Consider the following 13,060-nt stretch of genomic DNA (forward strand, 5'->3'; position numbering starts at 1 on the left):
GGCCGCCCCAAGGCGGCCTGCGGCCCCCTCGGGGGGCAGGGAGCGACACGCAGTGCGCAACCGTGGGGGCCTCAATGTTCTTCGTGGGCGATTTGTTGGCGGCTGGCGTAGCGCTGGGCCAGCACGGCACACACCATCAGCTGCATCTGGTGGAACAGCATCAGCGGCAGCACGATGGCCCCCACCGTGCCCGAGGCGAACAGCACCTTGGCCATGGGCACGCCGCTGGCCAGGCTCTTCTTGGAGCCGCAGAACACGATGGTGATCTCGTCTTCTTTCGAAAAGCCCAGCTTGCGCGCCAGCAAGGTGGTGCAGACCAGGGCCAGCGCCAGGATCACGGCACACACCAGCAGCAGACCCAGGAGCGAGGTGATGGGCATGTCCTTCCAGAGGCCCTGGATCACGGCTGCGCTGAAGGCCGTGTAGACCACCAGCAGGATGGAACCCTGGTCCACGTACTTGAGCAGGGCGGCGCGCCGCTTCACGAAGTCGCCGATCCAGGGGCGCAGCAGGTGGCCGGCCAGAAAAGGCACCAGCAGTTGCAGCATGATGTGGCCGATGGCGGCCAGCGGATCGCCGCCCGCCGCGTGGCGCTGCAGCAGCAGACCCACCAGCAGCGGGGTGATGAAAATGCCCATCAAGGTGGAGGCCGAGGCGCTGCAGATGGCGGCCGGCATGTTGCCGCGCGCCACCGCCGTGAAGGCGATGGCCGACTGCACGGTGGCCGGCAGGGCGCACAGGAACAGCACGCCCAGGTACAGATCAGGGGTCACCAGCGGCTGCAGCACGGGCCGCAGGGCCCAGCCCAGCAGCGGAAACAGCACGAAGGTGCTGGCCACCACCACCAGGTGCAGGCGCCAGTGGCTGATGCCGGCCAGCACCGCATCGCGCGAAAGCTTGGCCCCGTGCAGAAAGAACAGCAGGCTGACGGCGGCCACGGTGAGCCACTCGAAGCCCTGGGCCACCTGGCCCGAGGCGGGCAGCACGCTGGCCAGCACCACGGTGCCCAGGATGGCGAAGGTGTAGTTGTCGGGAATGAATCGGGAACGCGCCATGCGGCCTCCAAAGGGGTGGGCCCCGCGCCATGCCGGGCCCAGGTGGGCGATTAAGCCTCAGCCCGATTCAAAAGTGAAATGCATTTCACTGATGGATTTATTATTCGACCTCATGAATGTCACCCTGCGCCAACTGGAGGTGTTCCGCTCCGTGGCCCTCACCCGCAACTTCAGCCGCAGCGGCCAGCTGATCGGCCTGACCCAGCCCGCGGTGAGCCGCTGCATCACCGAACTGGAGGGCCAGCTCGGCCTGAAGTTGCTCAACCGCACCACGCGCGAGGTCGAACTGACCGAGGCCGGCCGCAAGCTGGCCGCCCGCCTGGAACGCGTGCTGGAGGAGCTGGACAACACCTTGCTCGACGTGCAGGGCATGGCCACCGAACGCCGGGGCCGGGTGCGCGTGGCCAGCAGCCCCACGCTGTCGGCCAACCTGATGCCAGAATGCATCGCGCTGTGCCGGCGCCAGTGGCCCGGCCTGCAACTGACCCTGCTGGACCGCATCCAGCACGACGTGCTGGACAGCGTGCGCTCGGGCGAGGTCGACTTCGGGGTGGTGATCGACCCCGGCGAGCGCGAAGACCTGCATTGCGAGCCCATCCTGTCCGAGCCCTTCTGCCTGGTGTGCCCGCCCGGGCACGCCCTGGCGCAGCAGGCCCAGGTGCACTGGCGCGATCTGGCGGGCGAATCCCTGGTGTTGCTGGACCACGCCTCGGGCAGCCGGCGCCTGATCGACCGGGCCCTGGAGGCCCAGGGGGTGGTGGCCGAAAACGCGCAGGACGTGGGCCACCCCACCACCATCTTCCGCATGGTCGAGGCCGGCCTGGGCCTGTCGGTGGTGCCCGACCTGGCCCTGCCCCCCGAGGGCCTGAACGGCCTGGCCGTGCGCCCTCTGCTGCCCCGGGTGGACCGCGACATCATGCTGGTGCACCGGCGCAACCGGGCCCTGTCGCCCCTGGCCCAGGCCGCCTGGGAGCTGATCCGCGACGTGGCCCGGCAGCGCCAGGCCGACACCGGGGGCTGAGCGGCGATACTTCCGGCATCATTCCCCCAGGCACCGCCCCCCATGCCACGCACCCTCTACCCCGCCATCGAACCCTATGAAACCGGCCTGCTCGACGTGGGCGACGGCCACCGCATCTATTACGAGCGCGTGGGCACGCCGGGCGCCAAGCCAGCGGTGTTTCTGCATGGCGGCCCGGGCGGCGGCATCTCGCCTGAGCACAGGCGCCTGTTCGACCCAACCCGCTACGACCTGCTGCTGTTCGACCAACGCGGCTGCGGCCGCTCCACCCCGCATGCGGGCCTGGAGGCCAACACCACCTGGCACCTGGTGGATGACATCGAGGCCCTGCGGCAGCTGCGGCCCGGTACCAAGCGCTGGCTGGTGTTCGGCGGTTCCTGGGGTTCGACCCTGGCGCTGGCCTATGCACAAAAGCACCCGCAACGCGTGAGCGAGCTGGTGCTGCGCGGCGTCTACACCGTGACCCGGGCCGAGCTGGACTGGTACTACCAATACGGGGTGTCGGAGATGTTTCCCGAGAAGTGGGCGCGCTTCCAGGCCCCGGTGCCCGAGGCCGAGCGCGGCCAGATGATGGCGGCCTACCACCGCCTGCTGACCGGCCCGGACCTGGCCCGCCAACAGGAGGCGGCCCTGGCCTGGAGCCTGTGGGAGGGCGAAACCATCACCTTGCTGCCCAGCCCCGGCAACCACGACCAGCATGCCGACCCCCACTTTGCGCTGGCCTTCGCCCGGCTGGAGAACCACTACTTCATGCACGGCGCCTGGCTGGAAGACGGCCAGTTGCTGCGCGAGGCCCATCGCCTGGCCGGCATTCCGGGCGTGATCGTGCATGGTCGCTACGACATGCCCTGCCCGGTGCGCTACGCGCACGCCCTGCACCAGGCCTGGCCAGGGTCGGAGTTCCACCTGATCGAGGGGGCCGGCCATGCCTGGACCGAGCCCGGCATCCTGGACCAGTTGCTGGCCGCCACCGACCGCTTCGCGGGGCTCTAAAGCCCCAGGCTGGCGGCAATGATCAGGCTGGCTTCCAGGGTGAATTCACCCGCCGCCACCCGCCTGAGCAGCTCTTCGCGGGTGAGCAGGGCAAACTGGGCCACCTCGCCATCCTGGTTCTCGGGCGGCCGACCGTCCGGCACCTCGCAGACAAACCAGTCGATGCGCTCGACCATGTAGCCACAGCCGCCGCCCTCGGCACTGGGGCGGGCAAATTCGACATGGCCGCCATGGCTCAAGGCGGTCATCTGCTCGACGTGCAGGCCGGCCTCTTCCCAGGTTTCGCGGGCCAGGGCTTCGTGCAGGGTGTCGGCCGCCGAGACCATGCCGCCCATCAGCGTGTCCCACAAGCCGGGGTCGTTGGGTTTGTCGTGGGCGCGCTGCTGCACCCAGTGACGCCCATCGGGCGCCAGGCCCACCAGGTGCACCGCCTGGGTGGCCAGGCCCAGCACACGCACCGCGCCGCGCTCGATGGTGCCCAGGCGCTGCCCTTGGGCACCGACCACGGCCAGTTGCTCGTTGCGCCAGGGGCCGCAACGGCCGGCGGCCCGCAAGGCCAGGGCCAGCGGCTGGAAAGCGGCGGTGACGCCCGCCTCGGAGGGGTCGGCCAGCAGGTGCCAGCTCGGGCCCCGCTCATCGAGTTGGCGTGACAAGCCCAGGGCGGATGCGCCGGGCAGGCGGCCCAGCACATCGTCCTCCACCGAGCCCAGGGTATGGCCCGCCACCACCAGCGGCAGGCGCGGACGGCGCGGCGCCTGCCGGGCCTGCGCGCGCAAGGCCGGCAACCAGGCCGTACTCAGGGGGGTGTCGTGGTTCACAGCGTGAGGATGGTGCAGCCCGTGGTCTTGCGGGCTTCCAGGTCGCGGTGCGCCTGCTGCACGTCTTCGAGGCGGTAGCGCTGCTCGATGTGGATCTTCACCTGACCGCTGCGCACCACCTCGAACAGGTCATCGGCCATGGCCTGGTTGCTCTCCCGCGTGGCGATGTGGGTGAACAGGGTCTGGCGCGTGACATACAGCGAGCCCTTGGCGCCCAGCATGCCGGGGGCGAAGGGCGGCACCGGGCCGGAGGCGTTGCCGAAGCTGGCCATCAGGCCGAAGGGGCGCAGGCAGTCGAGGGATTTGTCCCAGGTGTCCTTGCCCACCGAGTCGTACACCACCTTGACGCCCTGGCCGCCGGTGATCTCCTTGACGCGGGCCGCGAAATCCTCGGTGCTGTAGTTGATCACGTGGGCCGCGCCATTCGCCTTGGCCAGCGCGCACTTGGCGTCCGAGCCCGCGGTGCCGATCAGCTGCAGGCCCAGGGCCTTGGCCCATTGGCAGGCGATCAGGCCGACGCCGCCGGCCGCGGCATGGAACAGCACGAAGTCGCCGGGCTGCAGGCCTTCCACCGGGCGGGTCTTCTTGAGCAGGTACTGGGCGGTGAGGCCCTTGAGCATCATGGCCGCGCCGGTCTCGAACGAGATGTCGTCGGGCAGCTTGCACACATTGCGCGCCGGCATCACGCGCACTTCAGAGTAGCTGCCCGGCGGGTTGGCGGCATAGGCGGCACGGTCGCCGGCGCGCAGGTGGGTCACGCCCTCGCCCACCGACTCGACCACGCCCGAGCCTTCCATGCCCAGCTGCAGCGGCATGGGGAAGGGGTAGAGGCCGGTGCGCTGGTACACGTCGATGTAGTTCAGGCCCACCGCATGGTGGCGGATGCGGATCTCGCCAGGGCCGGGCTGGCCCACTTCCACATCAACGATCTTGAGTTGTTCGGGACCACCAGGCTGGTCAATGCATACGGCGCGGGTCATGTCATGTCTCCGGTTGCGGGGGGCGAAGGGAACGAAGTGGGGGACGGACTCTGCATCCAGCAGCTGCGGCGCAGGCCAAACCGGGCGAAATGGTGCCACGAATTGGCGGGCCGTGCTGGTATCTCGGCGCAAGGCCAGCGGCCGCACTGTAAAGTGCGCCCCCATGCAACACCGACTCAGCCCCTCGACCATCGCCCTGCTCACTCTGCCGCCCCTGCTGTGGGCGGGCAATGCCGTGGTGGGCCGCCTGGTGCATGAGCTGGTGCCACCCATGACGCTGAACTTCCTGCGCTGGGCGATCGCTTTCGCCTTGCTGCTGCCGCTGGCGGGCCGCACCCTGCGCCGCGACAGCCCCCTGTGGGCCCATTGGCGGCGCTACAGCCTGCTGGGCCTGCTGGGCGTGGGCTGCTACAACGCCTTGCAGTACCTGGCGCTGCAGACCTCCACCCCGATCAACGCCACGCTGGTGGGCTCGAGCATGCCGGTGTGGATGCTGAGCGTGGGCGCGCTGTTTTTCGGCGTGCCGGTGGCACGCCAGCAGTTGCTGGGCGCCCTGCTGTCCATCGTGGGCGTGGTGCTGGTGCTGAGCCGCGGCGAATGGGCCCAGCTGATGGCCTTCAAGCTGGTGGCGGGTGACCTGTTCATGCTGCTGGCCACGATCGCCTGGTCGTTCTACAGCTGGCTGCTGGTGCGCACCACCGAGCCCCCGGGCCTGCGCCAGGACTGGTCGGGTTTTCTGATTGCGCAGATGGTGTTCGGCCTGGGCTGGTCGGGCCTGTTCGCCGGCGGCGAATGGCTGTTGACCCCTGCCCACATCAGTTGGGGCTGGCCGCTCCTGGCCGCGCTGGCCTTCATCGCCGTGGGCCCGGCCCTGCTGGCCTACCGCTGCTGGGGCAGCGGCGTGCAGCAGGCCGGCCCTGGGGTGGCGGGCTTCTTCATCAACCTCACGCCCTTGTTTGCCGCGCTGATGTCCACGCTGTTCCTGGGCGAGCACCCGCACCTGTACCACGCGGTGGCGTTTGGCTTCATCGTGGGCGGTATCGTGGTGTCGGCCCGGCGTTGACCCAACAAAAACGCCCTGCAACCGTGGGCTGCAGGGCGTTGGGCAGGCGGGGGCCCGAAGGCCCCCCAACCCTGCGTGGGATCAATGACGGAAGTGGCGTACGCCGCTGAAGACCATGGCCACGCCGCGCTCGTTGGCGGCGTCGATCACCTCCTGGTCGCGCATCGAGCCGCCCGGCTGGATGACGCAGGTGGCACCGGCGTCCACCACCACATCGAGGCCGTCGCGGAACGGGAAGAAGGCATCGCTGGCCACGGCCGTGCCTTGCAGGCTCAGGTTGGCGTGGCCGGCCTTGATGCTGGCGATGCGGGCCGAGTCGAGGCGGCTCATCTGGCCGGCGCCCACACCCATGGTCATGCCGCCCTTGCAGAAGACGATGGCATTGCTCTTGACGAACTTGGCCACCTTCCAGGCAAACAGCAGGTCTTGCAGTTCTTCGGCCGTGGGTTGCTTGGTGGTGACGACCTTGAGGTCGGCCAGTTGCAGCTCGTGGTTGTCGGCGCTCTGGATCAGCAGGCCCGAGCCGATGCGCTTCACGTCCATCAGGTTCTGGCCCTTGTCCCAGGCAGTGGCGCCACCGGCGGGCAGCGCGATCTTCAGGATGCGCACATTGACCTTGGTCTTGAAGACTTCCAGGGCTTCAGGCGTGAAATCGGGCGCCATCAGCACCTCGACGAACTGCTTGCTGACCTGCTGGGCCGCGGCCGCATCCAGCGTGCGGTTGAAGGCGATGATGCCGCCGAAGGCCGAGGTCGGATCGGTCTGGAAGGCCTTGCTGTAGGCCTCGAGCGGGCCGCTGCCCACGGCCACGCCGCAGGGGTTGGCGTGCTTGACGATCACGCAGGCCGGCACGTCGAAGCTCTTGACGCATTCCCAGGCGGCGTCGGCGTCGGCGATGTTGTTGTAGCTGAGCTCCTTGCCCTGCAGTTGCTCGGCCGTGACCAGCGAGCCCGGTGCGGGGTACAGGTCGCGGTAGAAGGCGGCCTGCTGGTGCGGGTTCTCGCCGTAGCGCAGGTCTTGCAGCTTGATGAAGCGGCCATTGCTCTGGGCCGGGAACAGCTGCTTGGAGGGGGTGTTGTTGCCTTCTTCGAAGTTCAGCGCCGACAGGTAGTCGCTGATGGCGCCGTCGTAGTTGCTGATGCGGTTGAAGGCGGCCACCGACAGGCCGAAGCGGGTCTTGTCGCTGAGCTTGTTGCCGTTGGCCTTGAGCTCGGCCACCACGCCAGCGTACTGCGAGGCGTCGGTCAGCACACCCACGTCCTTCCAGTTCTTGGCGGCGCTGCGCACCATGGCCGGGCCGCCGATGTCGATGTTCTCGATCGCGTCTTCCAGGGTGCAGCCGGGCTTGGCCACGGTGGCTTCAAACGGGTACAGGTTGACCACCAGCAGGTCGATGGTGTCGATGCCATGTGCGGCCAGCGCGGCCATGTGCTCGGGCAGGTCGCGGCGGGCCAGCAGGCCGCCGTGCACCTTGGGGTGCAGGGTCTTGACGCGGCCGTCCAGCATCTCGGGGAAGGCCGTGACCTCGGCCACCTCGGTGACCGGCAGGCCTTGTTCGGCCAGCAGCTTGGCGGTGCCGCCGGTGGAGATCAGTTTGATGCCGAGGGCGTGCAGTTCCCGGGCCAATTCGACGATGCCGGTCTTGTCGGAAACAGAAAGAAGTGCGTTCATGCGAGGGTCTTCAGTTTTGGATTTGGATTTGGAAAAGGGGTCGGTCGTCACTTGAGCAGTTCGTGCTCGATCAGCTTCTTGCGCAAGGTGTTGCGGTTCAGGCCCAGCCATTCGGCCGCGCGCGACTGGTTGTGCTCGGCCTGGGCCATCACCACCTCCAGCAGCGGCTTCTCGACCAGGCGGATCAGCATCTCGTGCATGCCGTGGGGCTCTTCGCCGTGCAGGTCGCGGAAATACTCCAGCAGGTTGTCACGGACGCAGTCTTCGATGTTCTTGTTGCTCATGCAGCGGTTTCCAGGGGTTCTTCGTCCTCACCGGCCAGGGGGGCTGCCGGGCTGTCCGGCAAGCGCTCCATGCGGTCTCCCAGGGCGTCGAAATAATCAGCAACAGCGGCCGTCTGGGCGGCGCTGTCTTCCAAGCCGTTGATGCGGGTGCGGAAGGCCTCGCCGTCGGGCAGGCCTTTCACGTACCAGCCGATGTGCTTGCGGGCCGAGCGCACGCCGGTGAACTCACCATACAGCGCGTAGTGGTCTTGCAAGTGCTCCAGCAGCAGTCGGCGCACCTCGGCCACCAGGGGTGGGGCCAACAGGGTGCCGGTGCTCAGGTAGTGGCCGATCTCGCGGAAGATCCAGGGGCGGCCTTGGGCGGCGCGCCCGATCATCAGGGCATCAGCCCCGGTGTAGGCCAGCACCTCGGCGGCCTTGTGTGGGCTGTCGATGTCGCCATTGGCCACCACCGGCACCCGCACCGCGGCCTTGACGGCGGCGATGGTGTCGTACTCGGCCTGGCCCTTGTAGCCCTGCTCGCGGGTGCGGCCGTGCACGGTCAGCATCTGGATGCCGGCCGACTCGAAGGCCCGGGCCAGCACCACGGCGTTCTTGTGCGTCTGGCACCAGCCGGTGCGCATCTTGAGGGTGACCGGCACACGGTGCGGCAGGCAGGCCTGCACCACGGCCTCGGCGATGGACAGGGCCAGGGCTTCATCCTGCATCAGGGCTGAGCCAGCCCATTTGTTGCACACCTTCTTGGCCGGGCAGCCCATGTTGATGTCGATGACCTGGGCGCCACGCTCGATGTTGTAGACCGCGGCATCGGCCATCATCTGCGGCTCGGTGCCCGCGATCTGCACGGCAATCGGCTCTTTCTCGCCCTCGTGATTGGCGCGGCGGGACGTCTTCAGGGAGTTCCACAAATCACGGCGCGAGGTCACCATCTCGCTCACCGCGTAGCCCGCGCCCAGCGATTTGCACAGCTGTCGGAAAGGCCGGTCCGTCACCCCCGCCATGGGGGCGACAAACAGCGTATTTTCAAGCGACAGGTGTCCGATCTGCATGGGGAAAGCAGGGTGGGCGGGTGAGAGGAGGATGGGGGGCCGTCGGCAACGGCATGCTGAAAAATGAGGCACGATTGTAGCTGCTCAAAATTTCAGCAATTGAAATGGGCCTCATTGACGCCCGCTGACACCGGTCTGCCAGGGCCGGTCTGCCTATACTGGGCCACCATGCAAGCCTGGCTCGACTCTCTGCTCGCCCTTCTGGCGTTGCCCCAATACGGACTGGGCACGCTGTTTGTGGTCTCGTTCATCTCGGCCACCTTGCTGCCCCTGGGCTCGGAGCCGGCGCTGTTCGGCCTGCTCAAGCTCAACCCCGATCTGTTCTGGCCCGCCATCGCGGTGGCCACCCTGGGCAACACCCTGGGCGGGGCGCTGGACTGGTGGATGGGCTATGGCGCCCACCGGGTGGCCGACCACTACCACCGATCGCCCCACCACCTGCGCGTGCTGGGCTGGCTGCAGCGCCTGGGCCCCAAGGCCTGCCTGCTGAGCTGGCTGCCCCTGCTGGGTGACCCGCTGTGCGCGGTGGCCGGCTGGCTGCGCCTGCCCTTCTGGCCGTGCGTGGGCTGGATGCTGGTGGGCAAGGGCCTGCGTTACCTGGCCATGACCACGGTGCTGATGAAGCTGTTTCCGGGCTGACATGCAAGCCCCTGCAGAAGCAATCGCCTGGGTTACAGTGCCGATCTGAACTGAACTCTTCTCCCTCCTCCAAGAGCGACCTGTCCATGCTGCGTTTCTTCTCGATCTTCCTGGTGCTGTTGGTGGTGCTGTTCGTGGGCGAACTGACCCCACCGGTGCAACAGTGGCTGATCGTGCCCTGGACGAGCTTTCTGGCCTCTGCCAGCGCCTTTCTGGTACAGGCCGTGGACACCAACGTGGTCTCTTACGGCAAGGTGCTGCAAAACGCCAAGACGGGCATGGGGGTGTCGATCGAGGCCGGCTGCAATGGCGTGGAGGCCTGCCTGATCCTGCTGGCGGCCCTGACGGCCTACCCGGCGCGCTGGCGCTACAAGCTGGTCGGCATCGGCATCGGCTTTGTGGCCATCCAGTTGGTGAACCTGGTGCGCATCATCACCTTGTTCTACCTCGCGGGCTGGAACGCCCAGGCCTTCGAATTTGCCCACCTGTATTTGTGGCAGGCCCTGATCATGCTGGACGTGGTGGTGGTGTGGCTGGTCTGGATGCGCTGGGTGGCGCGCCAGGACTTCCGCCGCGAACACCTGCAGGCCCATGCCGGGACCGCTAGCGGGGCCGCCTCATGAAGCGGGCTTCGCACAGCGTCATCAGCGGCTTTTTTCTGCGCGCCATCCTGTGGCTGGTGCCCTGCCTGGCGCTTTGGTACCTGGGCCGCAACTACGTGGCTGTGGCACCGGCCTGGCTGGCCGAATGGGCCATGAAAGCCGTGTTTCCGTTCTGGGCCCATGGCTCGGAGCTGCATGGCACCCAGCAGGTGCTGCTGACCGGGCTCACGGTGAAGATGCCCGGCGGCCGACTGGCCGATGTGGCGCCCGAGGCCAACGTGCTGACCTATGCCTATGGCATTCCGCTGCTGGCGGCCTTGTTCCTGGCCGTGCGGGCCAAGGGCTGGTGGTGGAAGATCCCGGTGGGCGCTGTGGCCCTGCTGCCCTTTCAGGCCTGGGGGGTGTGCTTCACCTGGCTGCTGCAGGTGGCGGTGCAGGCCGGCGAGGCCACACGCGCCCAGACCCGGTTTGATGCCTTCGATGTGAACCTGATCGGCGCGGCCTACCAGATCGGCTTTCTGCTGCTGCCCACGCTGGCGCCCATCCTGGTCTGGCTGGCGCTGGACCGGCGCCTGATCCAGCAAGTGCTGGTGGAAGGCGCCTTGAGTGCAGGCGACCAGGACTGAAGGCCGCCTGGTCTGCGCCCTTCGTCCTTATTTGGGCAGCAGGCTGAGCTTGTCGTTCTGCATCGATTGGTACAGCGACAGCATGCGCGTGGCGGCCGTCTGACGCACCTGCTCCTGCGAGAAGCTTGAGGCCGCCTGGGCCAGGTCGGCGTCGCTGAGGCTGGCATTGGAAGACGCCAAGGCCCCCGACTGTGCACTGAGCTGATCGAAATTGGCCTGCAGCCCCGACTGAGAGGCGCCCACCCCCGCTTGTTGATCATTCACCTGCTGCATGGCCTGGCTGATGGCCTGCATGGCGCTGGCCTGCCCGCTGCTGCTGGTGAGATCGACGCTGCCCAGCCCCAGGGCGTTGGCCGACACGCTGCCCAGGCTCAGGCTTTGCGTGTCGCCCGCATTGGGCCCCGTCTGCAGACTGGCGCTGAAGCTGCCATCCAGCAGGTTCTGGCCGTTGAACTGGGTGTTGCCCGAAATCTGATTCAGGTTCTGGGTGAGCTGGCTGGCCTGCGCCTGCAAAGCCTGCCGGTCGCTGGCAGAGAGACTGCCATTGCCGGCCTGCACCGCCAGATCATTGAGTTGCTGCAGGTTGGCGCTGACCTCACCCAAGGCCCCCGAGGCCGTCTGCAACAGAGAGCTGCCATCCTGCAAGCCCTGCATGGCCACGGCCGTGCTCGACAGCTGCACGCTGAACGAACTGGACTGGGCCAAGCCTGCCGCGTTGTCCAGCGCCGAGTTGATCGCCCGGCCCGACGACAGCTTCTGCCCCAGCGACTGCAGCCGCGTGAGCGATGAGGCCTGGGCGGCGAGCAAACCGTTGGGGGTGGAGGAATTGATGGAGTAGCTCATGGCGACCTCGCGAAGGACAGCCGGTTTATTTGGCGGAATTATCGGACTTTGCCCCTCAAAACACCACCAGAGCCCCCAAAGTCAGGAGCGAAGCGCCCATCGGACGACCGTCGGACGCCCTAGCGCCCATGAAAAAGCCGCGCCAAGGCGCGGCTTTGAGGGCATTCCCAACGCCTGGTCAATGGACACAGACGCGCAGTGAATGGCCGGGAATGCTCAGACGTTGAACAGGAAGTTCATCACGTCGCCGTCTTTGACCACGTATTCCTTGCCTTCGGCGCGCATCTTGCCGGCATCCTTGGCGCCCTGCTCGCCCTTGAAGGCGATGAAGTCATCAAACGCGATGGTCTGGGCGCGGATGAAGCCGCGCTCGAAGTCGCCGTGGATCACGCCGGCCGCCTGGGGGGCGGTGTCGCCGACGTGGATGGTCCAGGCGCGCACTTCCTTGACGCCGGCGGTGAAGTAGGTCTGCAGACCCAGCAGCCTGAAGCCGGCGCGGATCAGGCGGTTCAGGCCCGGTTCGTCCTGGCCCAGCTCGGCCAGGAACATGGCGCGGTCTTCGTCGCTCATGTCGGCCATGTCGGCTTCCATCTTGGCGCAGATGGCGACCACCGGGGCGTTCTGGCCGGCGGCGTATTCCTTCAGGCGGTCGAGCAGGGGGTTGTTCTCGAAGCCGTCTTCGCTGACGTTGCCCACGAACATGGCCGGCTTGGCGGTGATCAGGCACAGGGGCTTGATCACCAGCAGGTCTTCCTTGCTCAGGTCCAGGGTGCGCACCGGCTTGCCCTCGTCGAGGGTGGCCTGCACGCGGGTCAGCACCTGCACCAGCTTGGCGGCTTCCTTGTCGTTGCCCGACTTGGCGGCCTTGATCGAGCGCTGCAGGGTCTTCTCGACCGTGCCCAGGTCGGCCAGGCACAGCTCGGTCTGGATGACTTCGATGTCGGCGATCGGATCGACGCGGCCGGCCACGTGGATCACGTTGTCGTCTTCAAAGCAACGCACCACGTTGACGATGGCGTCGGTTTCGCGGATGTGGGCCAAAAACTGGTTGCCCAGACCTTCACCCTGGCTGGCACCGGCCACCAGGCCGGCGATGTCGACAAACTCGACGATGGCCGGGACGATGCGCTCGGGGGTGATGATTTCGGCCAGCTGGTCCAGACGCGGATCCGGCACCTCGACCGTGCCCACATTGGGCTCGATGGTGCAGAAGGGGTAGTTCTCGGCCGCGATGCCGGCCTTGGTCAGGGCGTTGAAAAGAGTGGACTTGCCGACGTTGGGCAGGCCCACGATGCCGCATTTGAGGCTCATGGAGGTTGCTTTCTTGGTGATGGTTCCCTGGCACGGCGGTGCGACCGACACGGCCACGCGCGAATCCGGCCCGCTGCGACCTGATCCATCGACCGCTGGCCTTGC

Annotated in this window: 14 protein-coding genes; 6 read left to right on the forward strand and 8 right to left on the reverse strand. The window is 67.3% G+C overall.

The window, feature by feature from the left end:
- Positions 1–71 precede the first annotated feature (71 nt).
- A complete protein-coding gene (locus L880_RS0125900) occupies positions 72–1,055 on the reverse strand; it encodes a bile acid:sodium symporter family protein (RefSeq protein WP_027478071.1) in 984 nt (327 codons plus the stop codon).
- A 112-nt stretch (positions 1,056–1,167) separates the two neighbouring features.
- On the opposite strand from L880_RS0125900, the gene L880_RS0125905 reads away from it, so the two are divergent.
- A complete protein-coding gene (locus L880_RS0125905; protein ID WP_027478072.1) occupies positions 1,168–2,076 on the forward strand; it encodes a LysR family transcriptional regulator in 909 nt (302 codons plus the stop codon).
- Between the two features lie 42 nt (positions 2,077–2,118).
- The gene (gene pip / locus L880_RS0125910) at positions 2,119–3,069 is read left to right on the forward strand and encodes a prolyl aminopeptidase (RefSeq protein ID WP_027478073.1); all 951 of its coding nucleotides are present in this window, start codon (positions 2,119–2,121) and stop codon (positions 3,067–3,069) included.
- Here pip and L880_RS0125915 read toward each other — a convergent pair.
- Both L880_RS0125915 and L880_RS0125920 read right to left on the reverse strand, forming a co-directional pair.
- On the reverse strand, positions 3,066–3,887 hold the full coding sequence (locus tag L880_RS0125915; RefSeq protein ID WP_027478074.1) for an NUDIX hydrolase: 822 nt from the start codon (positions 3,885–3,887) through the stop codon (positions 3,066–3,068). The genes pip and L880_RS0125915 overlap by 4 nt on opposite strands.
- Entirely contained in the window at positions 3,884–4,867 is a 984-nt protein-coding gene (locus L880_RS0125920; RefSeq protein WP_027478075.1) for a quinone oxidoreductase family protein, read from the reverse strand. Before L880_RS0125920 ends, L880_RS0125915 begins: the two co-directional genes overlap by 4 nt.
- Positions 4,868–5,030: 163 nt before the next feature.
- Here L880_RS0125920 and L880_RS0125925 point away from each other — a divergent pair, with 163 nt between their 5' ends.
- Positions 5,031–5,930: a DMT family transporter gene (locus L880_RS0125925; protein ID WP_027478076.1), complete on the forward strand. Its 900-nt coding sequence runs from the start codon at positions 5,031–5,033 to the stop codon at positions 5,928–5,930.
- An 81-nt stretch (positions 5,931–6,011) separates the two neighbouring features.
- Here L880_RS0125925 and purH read toward each other — a convergent pair whose 3' ends face one another.
- Genes purH through dusB form a run of 3 tightly spaced genes read right to left on the reverse strand, consistent with a single transcriptional unit; the run spans position 6,012 to position 8,934 of the window.
- Positions 6,012–7,601: a bifunctional phosphoribosylaminoimidazolecarboxamide formyltransferase/IMP cyclohydrolase gene (purH, locus tag L880_RS0125930; RefSeq protein WP_027478077.1), complete on the reverse strand. Its 1,590-nt coding sequence runs from the start codon at positions 7,599–7,601 to the stop codon at positions 6,012–6,014.
- A gap of 47 nt (positions 7,602–7,648) precedes the next feature.
- Entirely contained in the window at positions 7,649–7,885 is a 237-nt protein-coding gene (locus L880_RS0125935; RefSeq protein WP_019574689.1) for a Fis family transcriptional regulator, read from the reverse strand.
- Complete coding sequence (dusB, locus tag L880_RS0125940; protein WP_027478078.1) at positions 7,882–8,934, reverse strand: tRNA dihydrouridine synthase DusB; 1,053 nt, start codon at positions 8,932–8,934, stop codon at positions 7,882–7,884. The genes L880_RS0125935 and dusB overlap by 4 nt, the downstream gene beginning before the upstream one ends.
- Before the next feature lie 168 nt (positions 8,935–9,102).
- On the opposite strand from dusB, the gene L880_RS0125945 reads away from it, so the two are divergent.
- The 3 genes from L880_RS0125945 (at position 9,103) to L880_RS33680 (ending at position 10,801) form a co-directional block, all read left to right on the forward strand.
- On the forward strand, positions 9,103–9,573 hold the full coding sequence (locus L880_RS0125945; RefSeq protein ID WP_027478079.1) for a YqaA family protein: 471 nt from the start codon (positions 9,103–9,105) through the stop codon (positions 9,571–9,573).
- An 86-nt stretch (positions 9,574–9,659) separates the two neighbouring features.
- Entirely contained in the window at positions 9,660–10,196 is a 537-nt protein-coding gene (gene xrtH, locus L880_RS33675) for an exosortase H (protein ID WP_043330764.1), read from the forward strand.
- Entirely contained in the window at positions 10,193–10,801 is a 609-nt protein-coding gene (locus L880_RS33680; protein ID WP_051443610.1) for an exosortase H-associated membrane protein, read from the forward strand. The genes xrtH and L880_RS33680 overlap by 4 nt, the downstream gene beginning before the upstream one ends.
- 27 nt (positions 10,802–10,828) lie before the next feature.
- Here L880_RS33680 and L880_RS33685 read toward each other — a convergent pair whose 3' ends face one another.
- Together L880_RS33685 and ychF are read right to left on the reverse strand one after the other, a co-directional pair.
- Positions 10,829–11,644 (reverse strand): flagellin N-terminal helical domain-containing protein, encoded by an 816-nt coding sequence (locus L880_RS33685; protein WP_051443611.1) that lies wholly within the window; start codon positions 11,642–11,644, stop codon positions 10,829–10,831.
- 216 nt (positions 11,645–11,860) lie between these two features.
- Positions 11,861–12,955: a redox-regulated ATPase YchF gene (ychF, locus tag L880_RS0125965; protein WP_027478080.1), complete on the reverse strand. Its 1,095-nt coding sequence runs from the start codon at positions 12,953–12,955 to the stop codon at positions 11,861–11,863.
- Positions 12,956–13,060 lie beyond the last annotated feature (105 nt).

The sequence above is a fragment of the Curvibacter gracilis ATCC BAA-807 genome (assembly GCF_000518645.1).
Classification (GTDB): Bacteria; Pseudomonadota; Gammaproteobacteria; order Burkholderiales; family Burkholderiaceae_C; genus Curvibacter; species Curvibacter gracilis.

Coding starts and splice junctions, on each gene's coding strand:
- pip (WP_027478073.1), top strand. CDS start 2,119: ATGCCACGCACCCTCTACCCCGCCATCGAACCCTATGAAACCGGCCTG.
- L880_RS0125900 (WP_027478071.1), bottom strand. CDS start 1,055: ATGGCGCGTTCCCGATTCATTCCCGACAACTACACCTTCGCCATCCTG.
- L880_RS33685 (WP_051443611.1), bottom strand. CDS start 11,644: ATGAGCTACTCCATCAATTCCTCCACCCCCAACGGTTTGCTCGCCGCC.
- xrtH (WP_043330764.1), top strand. CDS start 9,660: ATGCTGCGTTTCTTCTCGATCTTCCTGGTGCTGTTGGTGGTGCTGTTC.
- L880_RS0125945 (WP_027478079.1), top strand. CDS start 9,103: ATGCAAGCCTGGCTCGACTCTCTGCTCGCCCTTCTGGCGTTGCCCCAA.
- L880_RS0125905 (WP_027478072.1), top strand. CDS start 1,168: ATGAATGTCACCCTGCGCCAACTGGAGGTGTTCCGCTCCGTGGCCCTC.
- purH (WP_027478077.1), bottom strand. CDS start 7,601: ATGAACGCACTTCTTTCTGTTTCCGACAAGACCGGCATCGTCGAATTG.
- ychF (WP_027478080.1), bottom strand. CDS start 12,955: ATGAGCCTCAAATGCGGCATCGTGGGCCTGCCCAACGTCGGCAAGTCC.
- L880_RS33680 (WP_051443610.1), top strand. CDS start 10,193: ATGAAGCGGGCTTCGCACAGCGTCATCAGCGGCTTTTTTCTGCGCGCC.
- dusB (WP_027478078.1), bottom strand. CDS start 8,934: ATGCAGATCGGACACCTGTCGCTTGAAAATACGCTGTTTGTCGCCCCC.
- L880_RS0125935 (WP_019574689.1), bottom strand. CDS start 7,885: ATGAGCAACAAGAACATCGAAGACTGCGTCCGTGACAACCTGCTGGAG.
- L880_RS0125925 (WP_027478076.1), top strand. CDS start 5,031: ATGCAACACCGACTCAGCCCCTCGACCATCGCCCTGCTCACTCTGCCG.
- L880_RS0125920 (WP_027478075.1), bottom strand. CDS start 4,867: ATGACCCGCGCCGTATGCATTGACCAGCCTGGTGGTCCCGAACAACTC.